Raw genomic sequence first — 16,769 nt, forward strand, 5'->3', positions numbered from 1 at the left:
GAGAACGCGACCCGCGCGACGTCCCGCCCCACGCCCCGGTCCGCCGCCCACGCCGCACCCCACAGCCCCTGCCACCCCTGCACCCCCTTCACCCTTGCCGTACGCGCCCCCGGGAGGCACCGATGACCGAGGCAGCAGCGCCGGACGGCACCGAGTACGCCGAGGACGCCTACGCGGTGGTGATCCCCACGCTGGGCCGCCCCAGCCTGGCCGCCTGCCTGCGCGCCCTGGCCCGGTCCGGCGGTCCCCGCCCGGTGCGCCTGGTCCTCGTCGACGACCGCCCGGACGCCTCGGTGGCAGCGCTCACGGACGAGATTCCCGAGCAGTTGCGCCCGCTCACCACGGTCGTCCGCGGCGGCGCCCGGGGTCCCGCGGCCGCCCGCAACGCCGGATGGCGGGCAGCCGGACGCGTGCCCTGGATCGTCTTCCTGGACGACGACGTGCTGCCCAGCCCCTCCTGGGCCGAGGACCTGGCTCTCGACCTGGCCGGGGCGACGTACCGGACGGGCGCGGTCACGGCGCGGATCGACGTCCCGCTGCCGCCGGACCGCCGCCCCACGGACTGGGAACGCAACACCGCCGGGCTCGCCACCGCCCGCTGGATCACCGCCGACATGGCCTACCGCAGGACGGCTCTGGAGGCGGTCGGCGGATTCGACGAACGCTTCCGGCGCGCCTTCCGGGAGGACGCCGACCTCGCCCTGCGGGTCATCGCGGCCGGCTGGACGGTGACGGCCGGGGACCGCCGTACGACGCACCCGGTGCGGCCCGCCGACCGCTGGGTCTCGGTGCGGCTGCAGGCGGGCAACGCGGACGACGTGCTGATGACCCGGCTGCACGGCAGGACCTGGTGGAGTCGGGCGGGCGCGCCGCGCGGCCGGCTGCCCGCGCATCTGGCGGTGACCGCAGCGGCGGTGACGGCTCTGGCCTGCGCGGCCCTGGGCCGGCGGCGGGCGGCCACCGCGTGCGCCGGGCTGTGGCTGGCCGGGACGGCCGAGTTCGCGCTGGCCCGCATCGGGCCGGGGCCGCGCACCCGGGACGAGGTCGTCACGATGGCCGTGACCAGCGTCGCCGTCCCGCCCGCCGCCGTGTGGCACTGGCTGCGCGGCCAGGTGGCCCACCGGAACACCGAGCCCGTCACCGCCCACGGGCCGGGCGAGCCGCCGCGTTCCCCTCGGGCACCGGACCGGGAGCGGGTGCCCTCGTGACACCGCTCACGACGCCCCGCCGGCCGGGCCCGGGACCGGGACCGTGGCTGTTCGACGGTCCCCCGCAGGACGTGCCCGACGGCTTCCCGGCGGCCGTCCTGTTCGACCGGGACGGCACCCTCGTCGTCGACGTCCCGTACAACGGCGACCCGGCGCGGGTCGTGCCGATGCCGACGGCACGCGAGGCCGTGGCGGCGGTCCGGGCGCGGGGCATCCCGGTCGGCGTGGTGAGCAATCAGTCGGGCGTCGCCCGCGGTGTGTTGACCTACGGTCAGGTCGCCGCGGTGCGGCGGCGGGTGGAGGAGCTGCTCGGCCCGTTCGCGGTGTGGGCGGTGTGCCCGCACGGCCCGGACGACGGCTGCGGCTGCCGCAAGCCCGCGCCGGGCCTGGTGCTGGCCGCGTGCGCACGGCTGGGCGCCCCCGCCGGGCGCACGGTCGTCATCGGCGACATCGGGGCCGACGTGACCGCCGCCCGCGCCGCCGGCGCCCGGGGCGTGCTGGTGCCGACGCCGGTGACCCGCCCCGAGGAGACCGCGCACGCCGAAACCACCGCTCCCGACCTGCGCACGGCGGTCCACCTGGCGCTGACCCCGGCGCCCGACCTCGTCCCGGGAGAGTCATGACGGCCGATTCCCGAACCCTGCCCCGCTCGCTGGTCGTCCGCCTGGACAGCGCCGGCGACGTCCTGCTGGCCGGTCCCGCCGTGCGGGCCGTGGCCGCGGGTTCGTCGTACACGGCGCTGCTGTGCGGGCCGCAGGGGGCCGGCGCGGGACGGCTGTTGCCGGGCGTGGACGAGGTGCTGGTGCACGACGCTCCATGGGTGGGCCTGGAGCCGGCGCCGGTCTCCCGGCAGGCGACCCGGAAACTGCTGGACACGCTGACGGCCCGTCGCTTCGACCGGGCCCTGGTGCTGGCGTCGTACCACCAGAGCCCGTTGCCCGCGGCGCTGCTGCTGAAGCTGGCGGGGGTCGGCTGGACGGCCGCCGACAGCGAGGACTACCCGGGTGCCCTGCTCGACCTGCGCCACCACCGGCAGCAGCACCGGCACGAGGTGCTCGCGGCCCTGGACCTGGCCCGCGACGCGGGGTACGCGCTGCCGCCGGACGACGACGGGGCGCTGCGCATCGCGCCGCCGCCGGACATGACCCACCTGACCGGGTCCGAGCCGTACGTGGTGCTGCATCCCGGCGCCGCCGTGCCCGCGCGGGCATGGAGCCCCGAGCGGGCGGTCAGGGCCTCGGCCGCGCTGTCCGCCGCCGGGTACCGCCTCGTGGTCACCGGCGGCCCCGGGGAGCGGGAGCTGACCGCCCGGGTGGCCGGGACGCACGCCGTGGACCTGGGCGGGCTCACCGATCTGGAGCAGCTGGCCGGCGTGCTCGCCGCGGCGCGGGTCGCGGTGGTGGGGAACACCGGGCCGGCGCATCTGGCGGCGGCCGTGGGCACTCCGGTGGTGTCCCTGTTCGCGCCGGTGGTGCCGGCGGAGCGCTGGCGGCCGTACGGGGTGCCGCATGTACTGCTGGGCGACCAGGAGGCGGTGTGCGCGGGCACCAGGGCGCGCAACTGCCCCACGCCCGGCCACCCGTGTCTCGACCGGATCGGGGACGCGGAAGTGCAGGCCGCGGTGACCGCGCTCTGCGCGAACCGACCAGTTGGGATGAATGACTTCATGCAGACAAGGAAGACGAAGCGGACAGGCCCCGTAGTGGACCAGGGCCCGTCGTCCGGGCCCGCCGCCCCGTACGGACCGGGCGGCCGGGCCGGAACGGAACGAGGAGCGACCAAATGAACATTCTGTTGTGGCATGTGCACGGCTCCTGGACCACGGCGTTCGTCCAGGGACCGCACACCTACCTCGTTCCTGTCACCCCCGACCGCGACGCGGACGGACTGGGCCGTGCCCGCACGTACACCTGGCCCGCGACGGTAAGGGAACTGACGCCCGCCCAGCTGCGGGACGCGGAGGTGGACCTGGTGGTCCTCCAGCGCCCGCACGAGCTGCAGCTCGCCGAACGCTGGCTGGGCGGCCGGCGCCCCGGCCGTGACCTGCCCGCCGTCTACCTGGAGCACAACGCGCCGGACGGCGACGTGCCCACGACCCGGCACCCGTTCGCCGACCGCGACGACCTGACGCTGGTGCACGTCACCCCCTTCAACCGCCTGTTCTGGGACTGCGGCGGCACCCGCACCGTGGTGATCGAGCACGGCATCGTCGACCCGGGCCACCGCTACACCGGCCGCCTCCCGCGGGCGGCCGTCGTCGTCAACGAGCCCGTGCGCCGAGCCCGTTGCACCGGTACCGACCTGCTGCCCGAACTGGCCCGCGCGGCGCCGCTGGACGTCTTCGGCATGCGCACCGAAGGTCTCGCCGACCACCTCGGCCTGCCCGAGGAACGCTGCCGCTCCGCCGATCTGCCGCAGGGCGAGCTGCACCCTGCCATGGCCGAACGCCGGTTGTACCTGCACCCGGTGCGCTGGACGTCCCTCGGCCTGGCGCTGCTGGAGGCCATGCACCTGGGCATGCCGGTCGTGGCGCTCGCCACCACGGAGGTGGTCGAGGCGGTCCCGCCGGACGCGGGCACGCTGTCCACCCGCCCCGAGGTGCTGGCCCGGGCCGCCCGGCGCTACCTCGAAGAGCCCGAGGCCGCCGCCGAGGACGGCGCACGGGCGCGCCAGGCGGCCCTGGAACGGTACGGGCTCAAGCGCTTCTTGGACGACTGGGAGCGCCTGTTGACGGAGGTGCGCTCATGACGTCATCAATCGGATCCCTGGTGCACACCCACCTCGACGGCGACGGGCCGGGATCCCTGTCCGTCGCGCTCGTCTCCGAGCACGCGAGCCCGCTGGCCGTGCTGGGCGGAGTCGACGCGGGCGGGCAGAACGTGCACGTCGCCTGCCTCGCGAGCGCGCTGGCCGACCGGGGCCACCGGGTGACCGTGCACACCCGCCGCGACGACCCCGACCTGCCGGACACCGTGCCCCTGCGCGACGGCGTGGACGTGCACCACGTGCCGGCCGGGCCGCCGGAGCCGATCCCCAAGGACGAACTGCTGCCTCACATGCACGACTTCGCCCGCCACCTGACCCGCGTCTGGCGGTCCGGGAGGCCCGACGTCGTGCACTCGCACTTCTGGATGTCGGGACTCACCTCCCTGCGCGCGGTGGGCCCGCTGGACCTGCCGCTGCTGCACACCTACCACGCGCTGGGCACGGTGAAGCGGCGCCACCAGCAGCTCGCCGACACCAGCCCGCCGCAGCGGATCGACCACGAGACGGACGTCGGCCTCGGGTGCGACCGGGTCGTGGCCACCTGCCGCGACGAGATGCTGGAGCTGTCCCGGATGGGCATCCCCGCCGACAAGGTCAGCGTCGTGCCGTGCGGCGTCGACACCGAGCTGTTCACCCCCCGGGGACCGGCCGCCGGGCGCCGCACCCAGCGCTACCGGCTGCTGCAGCTGGGCCGGCTCGTCCCCCGCAAGGGCGCGGCCGTCTCCATCGACGCGCTGACCCGGCTGCCGGACACCGAACTCCTCGTCGTCGGCGGCCCACCGAAGGACCGGCTCGGCGAGGATCCCGAGGTACGGCGCCTGCGCGCCCTCGCCCACCGGGCCGGCGTCGGCGACCGGGTCCACTTCACCGGCGGGGTGTCCAGCCGCCAGGTGCCCGCGCTGCTGCGCAGCTCCGACGTGGTGCTGTGTCCGGCCGACTACGAGCCCTTCGGCATCGTGCCGCTGGAGGCGATGGCCTGCGGCCGGCCGGTCGTCGCCAGCGCGGTGGGCGGCCACCTCGACACCGTCGCCGACCCGGCCACCGGACGGCTCGTGCCGCCCCGGGACCCCGAGGCGCTCGCCCGTGCCGTCGCCGACCTGCTGGCCCGGCCCGAGGTACGGGCGGCGTGCGGCGCGGCCGGACGCCGGCGTGTGCTGCGCCGCTACGGCTGGAACCGAGTCGCGGCCGAGACGGAGGCGGCGTACTGCGCCGTCCTGGACGCCCGCCACGCCGTGACGGAGGTGGTGTGAGCCATCGACGCCCGCCGGCCCGGGCGGCCCGCCCGGCCTTCGACAGCGTTCCGACCCACCGCCCAGCACCGACGCCCGAAGGAGGTGCGGGTCCGGCCGCCGTCGCGCGCGACGCGGTACGCCCGACCAGCATGAGCGATCTCCCCGTAACCCCCGCGTCCGCCGCGTCCCCCGTCTCCACCCCGGCGGCGGCGCTGGAGGCCGCGCGGGGCCACTGCCGGTCCCTGGAACAGGCCCTGGTCCGGCTGCGCCGGGACGGGCTCGGCCGCATAGCCGACTGGGGCGGCCGGCTCGCCGCCGTCCTGCCCGCCGGCGGCCGCCTCCTGGCCGCGGGCAACGGCGGCAGCGCCGCCCAGGCCCAGCATCTGACCGCCGAGCTCGTGGGCCGGTACCGCAGGGAGCGGCCCGCCTACTCGGCGATCTCCCTGCACGCCGAGACCTCCAGCCTCACCGCGCTCGGCAACGACTACGGATTCGACCAGGTGTACGCCCGCCAGGTGGCCGCCCACGGCCGTCCCGGGGACGTCCTGGTGCTGCTGTCCACCTCCGGCCGCAGCGCCAACCTGATCAGCGCGGCCGTGACCGCCCGCACGGCGGGGCTGCGCGTCTGGGCGATGACGGGGCCGCAGCCGAACCCGCTGGCCGAGGCCGCGGACGAGGCGCTGTGCATCGACGCCGACACCGCGGCGACCGTCCAGGAGGCCCATCTGGTCGCCGTGCACCTGCTGTGCGAGGCGTTCGACGCGGCGCTCGCCCCCGGTGCCGCGACCCGCGCCGTCGCCGCCCACGGGAGAGCGTCGTGACGGGGCCGAAGCCCCTGGTGGTCGTCGGGGACGTCCTGCTCGACGAGGACATCGAGGGCGTCGCCACCCGCCTGGCCCCGGACGCGCCCGCCCCGGTCGTCGACGTCACCCAGGACAGCACCCATCCCGGCGGGGCGGGCCTGGCCGCCGCGCTGGCCGCCCGGGGCGGGCGCGAAGTGGTGCTGGTGACCGCGCTCGGCGACGACGAGGCGAGCGAAGCGGTACGCGGTCAGCTGCGCGGCCGGGTCCGGCTGGTGGAGATCCCGCTGACCGGCAGCCTGCCGGTGAAGACGCGGGTGATGGCGGGCGGGCGCCCGCTGGTGCGCATCGACCGGGGTGGCGGCACGCCGGGCGAACCCGACGAGGCGGTACGGGAGGCGCTCACCCAGGCGCACGCCGTGCTCGTCGCCGACTACGGGCGGCACACGGTGCGAGCCGTGCGGCAGCACCTGGCCGCGGTCGTCCCGCGCACGCCCCTGGTGTGGGACCCGCACCCCAGGGGCGAGGAACCCGTGCCGGGCGCCCGGCTGGTCACGCCCAACGCGGGCGAGGCGCGCGGTCTGTGCCCCTCCGTGGGCCCCGTGGGATCCGGGGGCCCGGCGGGCTCCGCCGACTCGCTGCGCGCCCACGCCGAACGCGGAGTGGCGCTCGCGGAACGCTGGCAGGCGGCGGGCGTCGCGGTGACGCTCGGCGACCGGGGTGTCCTGCTGGCCCGGCCCGGCGACGGCACGCCGATGCTGATTCCGCCGCCGTACCGGGCCACCGGCGACCCGTGCGGCGCCGGTGACTGCTTCGCCGCGACGACCGCCTCCGCGCTGGCGGACGGCGCGCTGCCGGAGGAGGCGCTGCAGCGGGCGGTGGCCGAAGCGGCGGCGTTCGTGTCGGAGGGCGGGGCCGGCAACCCGGCGCTGTGGCGGACCACGCCCCCCTCGCCCGCCCCCGACGCGCCGGGCACCGACCCCTTCGCCCTCGCCGAGCAGGTCCGGACGCGCGGCGGGACGGTGGTCGCCACCGGCGGCTGCTTCGACCTGCTGCACGCCGGGCACGTCGGGCTGCTGGACAGCGCCCGCGGCGTCGGCGACTGTCTGATCGTCTGCGTCAACTCGGACGCCTCCGTGGCCCGTCTCAAGGGCCCGGGACGGCCGCTCAACCCGGTCGCGGACCGCGTCCGCGTCCTGCAGGCCCTCGGCAGCGTCGACGCCGTGGCGGTCTTCGACGAGGACACCCCCGGGGAGCTGCTCGCCCGGCTGCGGCCCGACGTGTGGGTGAAGGGCGGCGACTACTCCGTCCAGGACCTGCCCGAGGCCGAGGTCCTGCGGGCGTGGGGCGGCCAGGCGGTGGTCCTGCCCTACCTGGACGGCCGGTCCACGACCGTGCTGGCCCGCCGCGCGGCCCGCGCCGCCGCCCCGTGACGGCGCCGCCGACCCCCCGGGTGCTGGTGCTGCGCGCGCTCGGCCTGGGCGATCTGCTGACCGCGGTCCCCGCCCTGCGGGCGCTGCGCCGGCACGTCCCCGGCCACGAGCTGGTGCTGGCCGCCCCGCGGCGCCTGTCGGGACCGGCCGCCGCCACCGGCCTGGTCGACCGGCTGCTGCCCACCTCGGCCCCGGGCCGCGAGGTGCCGGCCGAGCTGCCCTGGACGGGCCCGCCGCCCGAACTCGCCGTCGACCTGCACGGCAACGGCCCGCCGAGCCATCGCCTCCTCGAACACCTGCACCCAGATCGCCTGTTCGCCTACGTCAATCCGGACACGCCCACCATCACCGGTCCCCGCTGGCGGGAGGACGAGCACGAACGGGACCGCTGGTGCCGGCTGCTGCACTGGTACGACGTCCCGGCCGACCCCCTGGACCTGCGCATCCCGGCGCCGACGCCACCGTCTCCCGCGCCGGGCGCCGTCGTCGTGCATCCCGGCGCCGACGCCGCCGCACGCCGCTGGCCGAAGGAGCGGTTCGCGGCCGTGGCCCGGGAACTGCGCCGGTCCGGTCACGACGTCGTGGTCACCGCGGGGGCGGGCGAGGGCGCGCTGGCCGGGTACGTGGCGGAGCGGGCCGGGCTGGCGCCGTCGGCGGTCCTCGGCGGCACCGGTGACGTGCCGTTCGACCAGCTGGCCGCACTGGTCGCGCAGGCCCGCTGCGTGGTGGTGGGCGACACCGGGCTCGCCCATCTGGCCACGGCCCTGGGCACCTGCTCAGTCGTCCTCTTCGGCCCGGTCGCCCCTCGGCTGTGGGGCCCGCCGCCCGACCCGCGCCACCGGGTGCTGTGGCATCCCGGGCAGGACGACTCCCCCCGCCCGGGCGACGCCCACGGCCGGACGCCGGACGCCCGGCTGCTGCGGATCGGCGTCGAGGAGGTCGTCGAGGCGGTGCGGGCGGTGACGGCCGGTGCGGCGGACGCACCGGTCACCGGGTCGGTACGCGGCTGACGGGCCCGCCCGACGCCGGCCGGTGTCAACCAGCGTCGAGGCGCACCTCGGGCACCAGGCCGAGGCGTGGAGCCGTTCGTGGGCTCAGGCGGCCGTGCTCAGCGCCGGCTGCTGTGCCGTGCCCTCGCGCTCACCGGTCCGCAGGGTCACCGGCGTCCTCGTGCGGCGCTCCCGCAGCAGGTAGCCCGTGCCCAGGGCGCCGGCGATGACCAGGCCGCCGATCACCAGCGCGCCCCGGGCCCCGGCGACTTCCATCAGCAGACCCAGCAGCGGCGGACCGGCGAGGCCCCAGGCGGTGCTGATGCTGCCCCAGACGCCGAGGACACGGCCGCGCATGTGGGCGGGCGGGTCGGTCTGGAGCACGGTCGTGCCGGCGGTGTCGGAGACGGACTCCACGACGGCCATGGGCAGCACGAGCACGAGCAGGACGGCGACCGACGGGGACAGTCCCGCCACCGACTGGAGCAGCGCGCCGGTCGCCGCCAGGGCGCCCACCAGCCGCACCGAGGGCTTGCGCAGCCGCGCGCCGAGCACCGCGCCGACGATGCCGCCGACGGCGAGGACCGTCGAGACGGTACCGAAGGCGCCCGCCCCGGCCGCGAGCGGGCCGGTGACGAGGACGGCGAGGGTCAGGCCGTAGTTCCGGCCGAAGACCGCGCTGATCCCGGTGATGCCGGCGAGCGCGACCAGCCGGGGACGGCGCACGAAGTAGGCGAGGCCCTGCCGCACGCCCATGTCCGGCCCGGCGGACTTCCGTGCCGCCGCCCCGGAGCCCCGCTGGGCGGGGACGACATGCGTGACCGCGCCGGCGGCGGGACGCAGGAACGGGATGACCGCGGCGACGAAGAGGAAGGACAGCCCGTTGGCCGCGTAGGCGGCGGCTGTGCCGAGGAAGCCGACGGCGACACCGGCGAGCGCCGTGCCGACGAGCCGGCCGGCACTGTGCACCAGCGAACCCACGCCGATGGCGGAGGGCACGTCCTCGGGGGGGACGAGGTCGTTGCCCAGCAGGGCGCAGGCGGGGCCGTCGACCGTGGCGATGGTCCCGGTGACGGCCGCGAGCACCAGCAGGACCGCCAGGTCGAGCCGGTCGGTCGCCACCAGGACGGCCGTCACGAGGGCGACCACGCCGAGCAACGCCTGACTGACGAGGGCGGTGAGCTTGCGGGGCCAGCGGTCGACGGCGGCGCCGCCCGCGAGGCTCACCAGGAGGGCGGGCGCGGCCTGCACCGACACGGACAGCCCGGTGGCGGCGGCCGACCCGGTGATCTGGAGCACCAGCAGGTTCTGCACCGTGAGCTGCATCCACGTACCGGCGTTGGACACGAAGTTCGCCAGTGACCACCAGCGCATGCTGCGGTACTTCAGGGAGCGCCAGGGAGAGCGGGAGCCGGCGTCGGGAGGCGGGGCGGAGGCAGGTGAGGAAGGCACAGGAGCACTCGGATGACAGGGGCGCGGTCGGCGCGGAAGGTCGTTCAATCCGGCCGAGCTCGGAACACCGGCTGCACTGCGGGAGTCGCTCCACCTGGATCTGGGCGCCGCCCATCGTGGCAGACGGGACTTGTGAGTCGGGACCGCCGCGCTCGCTCCGGGAAGATCCACGAACGCCAACCGGCCCCCTCACGTGGGCATTTGCCCCTATCTGTGCACTTGCTCACAGGTTCCCGGGCTGATCCCGTTATGCGACGCACGTCACGGGAACGCGGGGAATCGAAACCTCACCACAGTGGAGGAGTCATGGCTGGAATCAGCCCCCCGGATCTGCAGAAGGCCCTGTCCGGCGCGGAGTACCCGGCCGACCGCGACCAGCTGGTCAAGGTGGCCCGGAACAACCACGCGTCCAAGGAGGTCACCGAGCGGATCGAGCACCTCGGCAAGAAGAAGTACGAAAACCCCGCCGAGGTCAGCAAGGCCGTCTTCCAGAACGAGTGACACACGGCCCTCGCGGCGGCCGGGCCCGGCGCCCGGCCGCCGTCGCGTGTGCGGACTGCCCTCTTCCCGGCCGCCGGTAGGTGTACGGCCCGTCCTCTTCCCGGCGGCCGATCAGCGCGCCGGCCGCCGATCGGCGTGCGAGCCCGTTCAGCCGACGTACCTGCGCGCGGGCGAGTGCCGGCGCGCCCGCTCCAGCGCCATCAGGCGCGCCTCGAGGTCGGCCGGGACGGGGTCGCGCTGCTTGAGCACCCAGGGCAGCCCGGCCGCCGCCAGCGCGAAGGCCCGTACGGACGCCCGGTCCCGGGGGACGGTCCGCAGCAGATGGCCCGTGCGGCGCAGGGCGGAGCGCCAGGGGCGGCGCAGCCAGGTGAACCACAGGGTGTTGCGCAGGCCGAGCACGCGCCGGGCGGTGCTGTCGCGGAGCGGCGACGCGGCGTGGTGGATGGTCAGTTCCGGTGCGTAGCACAGCCAGTGCCCCCGGCGCAGCAGGTCGGTGGCCAGCAGTTCCTCCTCCCCGCCGATCCACAGCCCGGCGTGGAAGCCGCCCACCGCGCGGAAGGCGTCGACGCGCATCACCGTCGCCGCGGCGAGGAACGACCCGAGGGCCGGCCCGGGCAGCCAGTCGGGACCGGTCAGGGGCGAGTCGCGCAGTTCGGCGACCACGGGGTCCTCCTCCCCGGACGGCTCGACGACGATACGGGCCGTGACGGCCGCCAGCTGCGGGTGCGCGTCGAGCAGGTCCGCGGCCCGCCGCAGGGAGCCCGGATCCCACCACGTGTCGTCGTCGCAGAAGGCCACGTACGGCGTCCGCACGTGCCGGATCGCGAGGTTCCGCCCCACGGCGCCCAGGTTCCGCCCCGGGCGCAGCAGCAGGACGTCCGGGAAGTCCCGGGCGACGGCTTCGGCGGTGCCGTCGCCGGAGTCGTTGTCGGTGACCACGATTCGGGGCCGCTCGGGGAGGTCCCCCATGATGCGCAGGGTGCGCAGCAGTTCGACACGACGGTCCTTGGTGATCACCACGACCGTCGTACGGGGGTCTTCGCAGGTCCCGGGGGCGGTGACCCCGCCGGGGTCCGGGCGGCCGGAGCCGCGGTGGGCTCGCCGGGGGTCGTGCGCCATGGGTGCTCCTTCCGCATCGGCGGCGCTCACGGGGCCGCCCGGTCCAGCAGCCGGGCGGCGTGTTCGATGCGGTCGGGAAGCGTGCGGCGGTCCCGCAGCGCGGCGGGGAGCCGGGCGAGTGTGCCGCGCAGGGCGGCGCCGGCCTGCCGTTCGCCCCGGGCCGCCGCGGCGCACAGCCGGGCGGTGTGCCGCAGGGCGACCGGCACTGGGCGGCGCAGCCAGGCGGTGAGCAGGGCGTTCCGCAGCTGGACGGCCGAGCGGCCGGGGCGCTCGCCCGGGTCCGGGTGGTGCACGGCCGTCACCGAGGGCACATGGTTCACGCCCCAGCCCCTGGCCACCAGGTCGTAGGCGAGCAGGGTCTCCTCGCCGCCGAAGAACAGCACCCGGTGGTAACCGCCGGCCTCCAGGAACGCCCGCCGCCGGACCACGGCCGCGCACGCCAGGAAACCCAGGACCGGACGGCCCGGCAGGTCGGCGGCGGGCGGCAGCGGGGACTCGGCGAGCACGGAGTTCAGGGGGTCCTCGACGGCGTCGGGGCCGACCAGCGTCCGCGCGGCCAGCAGGCCCAGGCGTGGGTGGGCGTCGAGGAGGTCGGCGGCGTGGTCCAGCGCCCCGGGCGCCCACCAGGAGTCGTCGTCGCTGAAGGCCACGTAGGGCGTCGTGGCGTGCCGCACCGCGAGGTTGCGGCCCAGCGCGCCGGTGTTGCGGCCGAGGGCCAGCACCCGCGCGCCCACCGGGTGCCCGCGCACCGCGTCCACCGTCCCGTCGACGGAGCCGTTGTCGACGACGACGACCTCGGGACGCTCGGGCAGCGCGGCCAGCCGGTCCAGGGTGCGCAGCACGCTCCGGCGCCGGTTGCGGGTGATCATCGCGACGGTCACCCGGCGGGAGCGCCGGCCGGCCGCGGGAGGCCGGGAGTCGACGGCTTCGGCCACGGGCTCCTCCAGGTGAGGTGGTCGAGGACGGGCGGTGGCTCCGGGGGCACCGCGTACCGCCGCAGACGCGGCGAAAACCTCCCCGGCCCCCCGCACGCCGAGTCACGCACGCCCACGCTCCGGACGTCACGGGGGCAGACGTGCGCGGGTCCGCGCGTGCGCCGGTTCACGTACCGGGTGGCACGTACGCGTGTCGCGCCCGCGGAGGTCACGTGTGGACCAGCTTCCGTACGGCAGCCGCCACGTCCTGGGCGGTGACGTCGTCCCGGCCGAGCAGGGCGGCCGGGACGCGGTAGGGGCCCCGGTGCTCGGGAGCCGGCGCCGGGGGCAGGAGCGAGACGACCGGCGTGCCGTTGGCCGCGGCGAGGTGGACCGCTCCGGCGGCCCCGGCCACGACGACGTCCGCGGCCCGCAGCACGCCGGACAGCCGCCGCGCGTCGGTACGGCCCCCGAGGTCGACCGCCGTGCCGCCGCTGACGTACCCGGTCAGCGCGGACTCCCGCGGACCGCCGGTGACGACGACCCGGTGCCCGGCGTCGGCGAGCAGCGCGACCGACTCCGCGTACCGGTCCGGCGCACAGGGTTCCCCGTCCCCCGATCCTCCCGGGTGGACGACGACGTAGGGGCCGTTGCCGGTGAGGCCGACGGTGTCCGGCGGGGGCACCACCCGCAGCCGTCCGTCGTCCCCGGCCCTGGGCGTGAAGCCCATGGCCGCGGCCGTGTCGAGGGCGGCGTCGACGTCGTGCCCGCCCGGCGGCCGCGTGCCGTCGCGCCCGTCGGCACCGATGCGGGGCACCCGCGCCTCGCGGAGGAGTCGCACGGCGGGCAGCGCGCTCTGCCCGTAGGGGGCGAGGACGAGCGCCACGTCGTAGGCCTCGGCCCGCAGGCGCCGGAGGAGGGCGCCCTCGTCCGGCGGTTCCCCGGCGGGCCCGTCGGCGCCGTCGGACGCGCGGGGCGCCTCGCGCGCGGTCCCGTCGGACGGCGCCTGTCGAACGATCACCTCGTCGACGTGCGGCAGCAGCCGCGCGGCGGGCGCGCCACCCGGTGTGCACAGCAGGGTCACCCGGTCGGCCCGCGCGGCCACGGCGCGCACGGCCGGTCCGGCCAGCAGCACGCCGCCGAAGCCGTCGAGACGCACGACGAGGGCCTTCACCGCGACCGCTCCCCCGGCTCCCGGCGCGGTTCACCAGCAGCACGCATGCCGGGTGCCTCCTTCGGGAAGGGGCGACGGGCCGCCCGTCCGCTCGCGCCCGCCCGCTCCCTGCCGCCCGCCCGCGACGTGGGCGATCGTCCGCTTGAAACCTTCCTCCCAGGACACCCTGGGCATCCAGCCGAACAGCTCGCAGGCGAAGGACGGGTCGGGCCGCCGCCGGGCGCGGTCGGGGGCATGAGCCGTACCGAACCGCAGGTCCGCGCGGGAACCCGTCAGATCGATCACCCGGCGGGCGATCTCCTGCACGGTCGTCTCGTCCCCGCCGCCGATGTCGACGGGCCGCAGGGACCTGCTCGCGGCCACCCGGAGCACGCCGTCGACCACGTCGTCGACGTAGCACAGGGAGCGAGCGCCGGTGCCGTCGTCCGTGACGATGACCGGTCCGCCCGTGAGGGCCTGCTCGACGAAGGCCGGGATCGACTGCGGGTCGTCCGTCCGCATCCGCGGGCCATAGGTGTCGAACAGGCGCACGATCCCGGCGTCCGTGCCGTGGGCGGTGGCGTAGGCGGCGGTCAGGGCCTCGGAGAAGCGCTTGGCCACGTCGTACACCTCGCACGGCCCGTCGGGACCGGCGTCACCCCGCACCTCCTGCGGTCGGGGCACGCCGAGGGGGTCCCCGTGCACCCGCCCCGCCGAGGCGAGCAGGAACCGCGCCCCGGCCCGGTCCGCGACGGCCAGCGCGTTGCGGGTGCCGAGGCCGGCGGTGTCGAGCACGTCCAGCGGCCGGTCCCGGCAGTCCGCCGGTGAGGCGGGGCCCGCGCAGTGCAGTACCAGGTCGTAGGGGCCGGCCAGGGCGTCCGGAGCGCCGGGGTCCGCCACGTCGAGCTGCAGCAAACGGAAGCCCGGACGGCCGGCGAGGTGCCGCACGTGGTCGGCCGACCCGGACGACAGGTTGTCCACGCAGTCGACGCCGACACCGCCGTCGAGCAGGCGTTCGCACAGGTGCGAGCCGAGGAATCCGGCCCCGCCGGTCACCAGGGCCCGCTTCCAGCCGGGCCGCGCAGTCGACATCGCCGAGAACGTCATCGTCGTCGTCATCAGCTCGACCTTCCTTCCGCCGACGAGGCCGAAGACCCCGTTCGGAAGACCCCCTGCCGAAGACCACTCACCGAAGGCCTCCTGCCGCGGTCGCCTGTCGGGGACTCCCGGCCGGGGCCGCCCCTGGTGCGCCACTCCCGGCGGCGGCCCGAGTGCCCCACCGGCCCGCTTTCATATTCGGCCGCCCGCCACTGCCGTGCCACACGAAGCTGCGTTTGACACGGCGCCCCACGCGCCCTGGCCGGCGCCGAAACGGCCGCGCCCCGACACCGACGGTCCCGAGGCCCGAAGTCCCGACGCAGCTCACGACGGCCCCACCCCGCGCTCCCGACGCCCGTTCTCCCACCCGTTCTCACCCGGTCGGCTCCCGGTCACCCCTGCGGACATCACCGTCTGGCGCCCTTCTCCCGCGCACTGCCACAGTTGACGTGACCTCAGAGCAATAGGTGAGGCACCGTCGGAAGCGGAAGCGAGACGGATCGGGCAGAACGTTCATCGCGGCTCTCACCGCGCTCGGTGCGCCGGTCGGTGCCGCCCTGGCGGGGCCGCACCGGCCGGCGCCGCCGCGGACGGCACCCGGATCACGCCGGGGCTCGCGGTGGACGGCGCGCCCGAGTACCGCACCGGCCTGACGATCGCCGAGGTGGCGGACACGATGCGGCGGCTGGGATCGGTGCAGGGGTTCAGTCTGGACGGCGGCGGTTCGTCGACGCTGGTCGCCCGCGCACCGGGGGGCCGGCACCGTCTCCGTGCGCAACCACCCGAGCGGCGGCGTGGAGCGCCCTGTGCCGAACGGCATCGGGGTGTTCTTCCGCGGCTGACGCGCAAGGCCGCACCGGCCTCACGGTTTGAGGCCGCTCACGATGTCGGCCGTGGCCGTGAGGCCGCTGTGGATGGTCGGGGCGATGCTGGAACCGGCGAGGTAGAAGCCGAGCAGCAGGCAGACGATCGCGTGCGTGAGCTTGAGCCCTCCGTTGCGCACGAAGATCACCGCCAGGATGAACAGCAGCAGCACCACAGAGATGGAAATGGCCATCGTCAACCTCCTCCGCCACGTCCGCTTCGCGGCGTTCGGCCGCAAGTGTGGCGTAGCGGAGGGTTCCTCCGGGCGGCTGACCTGTACTCCGAAAGAGTGATGTCCGTGACCGACGGACGTGCGAGGCCTACGCCCGCTCGTGGGCGTCCAGGAACGCCTCCAGTCCGAGCAGGTCGTCGGTGTTGACGAAGTCGACGTCCGCGGCGAGCAGCTCGGTCCACAGCGCGTCCCGTTCGGGGCCGGCCAGGTCGGGGGTTGCCCAGAACCGCACCTTCTGCCCGCGCGCGTGCGCGGCCCGCATGATGCCGTGCAGCTTCTGCCGCTCGGCCGCCGGGAACTCGCCCGCGCCCCGCCAGGTGAAGTTCAGCGTCCAGTTGTCGCTGATCAGCGGGACGAAGGAGGCGGGCGCCGCGCTGCCGAGGTCGGCCAGCCGGCCGTCGTAGAAGGCGCGGCGTACCGTCTGGGCCTCCATCGGTACGCGCGCCGCCCGGTGGCCGGAGATGACGGCGGTGACCGGTCCGGGGAAGACCTTGCCGTGGGCGTACGTGGTGAACAGGTGCCGGTAGCGGCGCAGATGACGGTCGAGTTCGAGGTAGGTCGAGGCGCCCTCGGTCTTGATGTCGATCAGCAGCTGGAGCGACCCGCGGTGACCGCGGTACACCGAGCCGTGGTTGGCCTTGACGCGGGCGGCGAGGGTGTCGAGGTAGAGGGACTCCAGGGTGCGGGCGGGGTCGAGGTCCTCGGGGTCGTGGGCGACGAGGAGCTGGTCGCCGACGAGGTGGATGTCGGCCTCGACGCTGCCGAAGCGGTGGTCGAGGGCGTCGAGGAGCGGCCGGGGGTGCTCGTAGTCGTTGTGCGCGTGGGCGCGCCACAGGGGCCGGGGGGAGCGCTTCCGGTCGTCGGCCAGCGCGCTCGCGCCGGGCAGGGCGACCGCGCCCGCGAGGGCGGCGCCGAGGGTGGTGAGGGCTCTGCGGCGGGTGGTGAGGGCCATGCTCTGCCTCCCTGGTGTGGGCGTTGGACCTCAGCGAGTATGCGATGCGCCGTGGG

At 76.2% G+C, this 16,769-nt stretch carries 16 protein-coding genes and 1 pseudogene; 10 read left to right on the top strand and 7 right to left on the bottom strand.

The window, feature by feature from the left end; translation table 11 throughout:
* The first annotated feature begins 122 nt into the window (after positions 1-122).
* The 8 genes from IPT68_RS05040 to IPT68_RS05075 all read left to right on the top strand — a co-directional run bounded on the left by IPT68_RS05040 (position 123) and on the right by IPT68_RS05075 (position 8,449).
* On the top strand, positions 123-1,208 hold the full coding sequence (locus IPT68_RS05040; RefSeq protein ID WP_189697253.1) for a glycosyltransferase family 2 protein: 1,086 nt from the start codon (positions 123-125) through the stop codon (positions 1,206-1,208).
* The gene (locus IPT68_RS05045) at positions 1,205-1,831 is read left to right on the top strand and encodes an HAD family hydrolase (RefSeq protein WP_189697252.1); all 627 of its coding nucleotides are present in this window, start codon (positions 1,205-1,207) and stop codon (positions 1,829-1,831) included. Before IPT68_RS05040 ends, IPT68_RS05045 begins: the two co-directional genes overlap by 4 nt.
* The gene (locus tag IPT68_RS05050) at positions 1,828-2,994 is read left to right on the top strand and encodes a glycosyltransferase family 9 protein (protein WP_189697251.1); all 1,167 of its coding nucleotides are present in this window, start codon (positions 1,828-1,830) and stop codon (positions 2,992-2,994) included. The genes IPT68_RS05045 and IPT68_RS05050 overlap by 4 nt, the downstream gene beginning before the upstream one ends.
* Positions 2,991-3,956, top strand: coding sequence for a glycosyltransferase (locus IPT68_RS05055; RefSeq protein ID WP_189697250.1), 966 nt, complete (start codon positions 2,991-2,993; stop codon positions 3,954-3,956). The genes IPT68_RS05050 and IPT68_RS05055 overlap by 4 nt, the downstream gene beginning before the upstream one ends.
* Complete coding sequence (locus IPT68_RS05060; RefSeq protein WP_189697249.1) at positions 3,953-5,224, top strand: glycosyltransferase; 1,272 nt, start codon at positions 3,953-3,955, stop codon at positions 5,222-5,224. The genes IPT68_RS05055 and IPT68_RS05060 overlap by 4 nt, the downstream gene beginning before the upstream one ends.
* Positions 5,225-5,355: 131 nt before the next feature.
* Positions 5,356-6,027 carry a D-sedoheptulose-7-phosphate isomerase gene (locus IPT68_RS05065; RefSeq protein ID WP_189697248.1) on the top strand — a complete coding sequence of 224 codons (672 nt, stop codon included), beginning with the start codon at positions 5,356-5,358 and terminating at the stop codon, positions 6,025-6,027.
* Positions 6,024-7,439, top strand: coding sequence for a D-glycero-beta-D-manno-heptose 1-phosphate adenylyltransferase (gene rfaE2, locus IPT68_RS05070; RefSeq protein WP_189697247.1), 1,416 nt, complete (start codon positions 6,024-6,026; stop codon positions 7,437-7,439). The genes IPT68_RS05065 and rfaE2 overlap by 4 nt, the downstream gene beginning before the upstream one ends.
* Positions 7,436-8,449 carry a glycosyltransferase family 9 protein gene (locus tag IPT68_RS05075; RefSeq protein WP_228040272.1) on the top strand — a complete coding sequence of 338 codons (1,014 nt, stop codon included), beginning with the start codon at positions 7,436-7,438 and terminating at the stop codon, positions 8,447-8,449. Before rfaE2 ends, IPT68_RS05075 begins: the two co-directional genes overlap by 4 nt.
* An 84-nt stretch (positions 8,450-8,533) precedes the next feature.
* On the opposite strand, the gene IPT68_RS05080 is transcribed toward IPT68_RS05075, so the two are convergent.
* The gene (locus tag IPT68_RS05080; protein WP_229818355.1) at positions 8,534-9,802 is read right to left on the bottom strand and encodes an MFS transporter; all 1,269 of its coding nucleotides are present in this window, start codon (positions 9,800-9,802) and stop codon (positions 8,534-8,536) included.
* 384 nt (positions 9,803-10,186) lie between these two features.
* Here IPT68_RS05080 and IPT68_RS05085 point away from each other — a divergent pair, with 384 nt between their 5' ends.
* On the top strand, positions 10,187-10,381 hold the full coding sequence (locus IPT68_RS05085) for a DUF2795 domain-containing protein (RefSeq protein ID WP_189697245.1): 195 nt from the start codon (positions 10,187-10,189) through the stop codon (positions 10,379-10,381).
* A gap of 147 nt (positions 10,382-10,528) precedes the next feature.
* Here IPT68_RS05085 and IPT68_RS05090 read toward each other — a convergent pair whose 3' ends face one another.
* The 4 genes from IPT68_RS05090 to IPT68_RS05105 form a co-directional block, all read right to left on the bottom strand.
* Positions 10,529-11,500, bottom strand: coding sequence for a glycosyltransferase family 2 protein (locus tag IPT68_RS05090; protein WP_189697244.1), 972 nt, complete (start codon positions 11,498-11,500; stop codon positions 10,529-10,531).
* Positions 11,501-11,526: 26 nt separating this feature from the next.
* On the bottom strand, positions 11,527-12,369 hold the full coding sequence (locus IPT68_RS05095; RefSeq protein WP_189697417.1) for a glycosyltransferase: 843 nt from the start codon (positions 12,367-12,369) through the stop codon (positions 11,527-11,529).
* Positions 12,370-12,643: 274 nt separating this feature from the next.
* Positions 12,644-13,588 carry a glycosyltransferase family 9 protein gene (locus IPT68_RS05100; RefSeq protein ID WP_189697243.1) on the bottom strand — a complete coding sequence of 315 codons (945 nt, stop codon included), beginning with the start codon at positions 13,586-13,588 and terminating at the stop codon, positions 12,644-12,646.
* Positions 13,589-13,618: 30 nt separating this feature from the next.
* Positions 13,619-14,686: an NAD-dependent epimerase/dehydratase family protein gene (locus IPT68_RS05105; protein ID WP_228040276.1), complete on the bottom strand. Its 1,068-nt coding sequence runs from the start codon at positions 14,684-14,686 to the stop codon at positions 13,619-13,621.
* A 592-nt stretch (positions 14,687-15,278) separates the two neighbouring features.
* On the opposite strand from IPT68_RS05105, the pseudogene IPT68_RS05110 reads away from it, so the two are divergent.
* Positions 15,279-15,507: pseudogene (locus IPT68_RS05110) on the top strand (phosphodiester glycosidase family protein); the annotation flags it as partial.
* Between the two features lie 20 nt (positions 15,508-15,527).
* Here the strand turns inward: IPT68_RS05110 and IPT68_RS05115 are convergent.
* On the bottom strand, positions 15,528-15,722 hold the full coding sequence (locus IPT68_RS05115) for a hypothetical protein (protein ID WP_189697242.1): 195 nt from the start codon (positions 15,720-15,722) through the stop codon (positions 15,528-15,530).
* 127 nt (positions 15,723-15,849) lie between these two features.
* The gene (locus tag IPT68_RS05120; RefSeq protein ID WP_189697241.1) at positions 15,850-16,713 is read right to left on the bottom strand and encodes a phosphatidylinositol-specific phospholipase C/glycerophosphodiester phosphodiesterase family protein; all 864 of its coding nucleotides are present in this window, start codon (positions 16,711-16,713) and stop codon (positions 15,850-15,852) included.
* Between the last annotated feature and the right edge of the window lie 56 nt (positions 16,714-16,769).

Source organism: Streptomyces chromofuscus, from assembly GCF_015160875.1.
GTDB lineage: Bacteria > Actinomycetota > Actinomycetes > Streptomycetales > Streptomycetaceae > Streptomyces > Streptomyces chromofuscus.

Coding starts and splice junctions, on each gene's coding strand:
- IPT68_RS05040 (WP_189697253.1), top strand. CDS start 123: ATGACCGAGGCAGCAGCGCCGGACGGCACCGAGTACGCCGAGGACGCC.
- IPT68_RS05050 (WP_189697251.1), top strand. CDS start 1,828: ATGACGGCCGATTCCCGAACCCTGCCCCGCTCGCTGGTCGTCCGCCTG.
- IPT68_RS05055 (WP_189697250.1), top strand. CDS start 2,991: ATGAACATTCTGTTGTGGCATGTGCACGGCTCCTGGACCACGGCGTTC.
- IPT68_RS05060 (WP_189697249.1), top strand. CDS start 3,953: ATGACGTCATCAATCGGATCCCTGGTGCACACCCACCTCGACGGCGAC.
- IPT68_RS05065 (WP_189697248.1), top strand. CDS start 5,356: ATGAGCGATCTCCCCGTAACCCCCGCGTCCGCCGCGTCCCCCGTCTCC.
- IPT68_RS05080 (WP_229818355.1), bottom strand. CDS start 9,802: ATGCGCTGGTGGTCACTGGCGAACTTCGTGTCCAACGCCGGTACGTGG.
- IPT68_RS05085 (WP_189697245.1), top strand. CDS start 10,187: ATGGCTGGAATCAGCCCCCCGGATCTGCAGAAGGCCCTGTCCGGCGCG.
- IPT68_RS05090 (WP_189697244.1), bottom strand. CDS start 11,500: ATGGCGCACGACCCCCGGCGAGCCCACCGCGGCTCCGGCCGCCCGGAC.
- IPT68_RS05095 (WP_189697417.1), bottom strand. CDS start 12,369: ATGATCACCCGCAACCGGCGCCGGAGCGTGCTGCGCACCCTGGACCGG.
- IPT68_RS05105 (WP_228040276.1), bottom strand. CDS start 14,686: ATGACGACGACGATGACGTTCTCGGCGATGTCGACTGCGCGGCCCGGC.
- IPT68_RS05115 (WP_189697242.1), bottom strand. CDS start 15,722: ATGGCCATTTCCATCTCTGTGGTGCTGCTGCTGTTCATCCTGGCGGTG.
- IPT68_RS05120 (WP_189697241.1), bottom strand. CDS start 16,713: ATGGCCCTCACCACCCGCCGCAGAGCCCTCACCACCCTCGGCGCCGCC.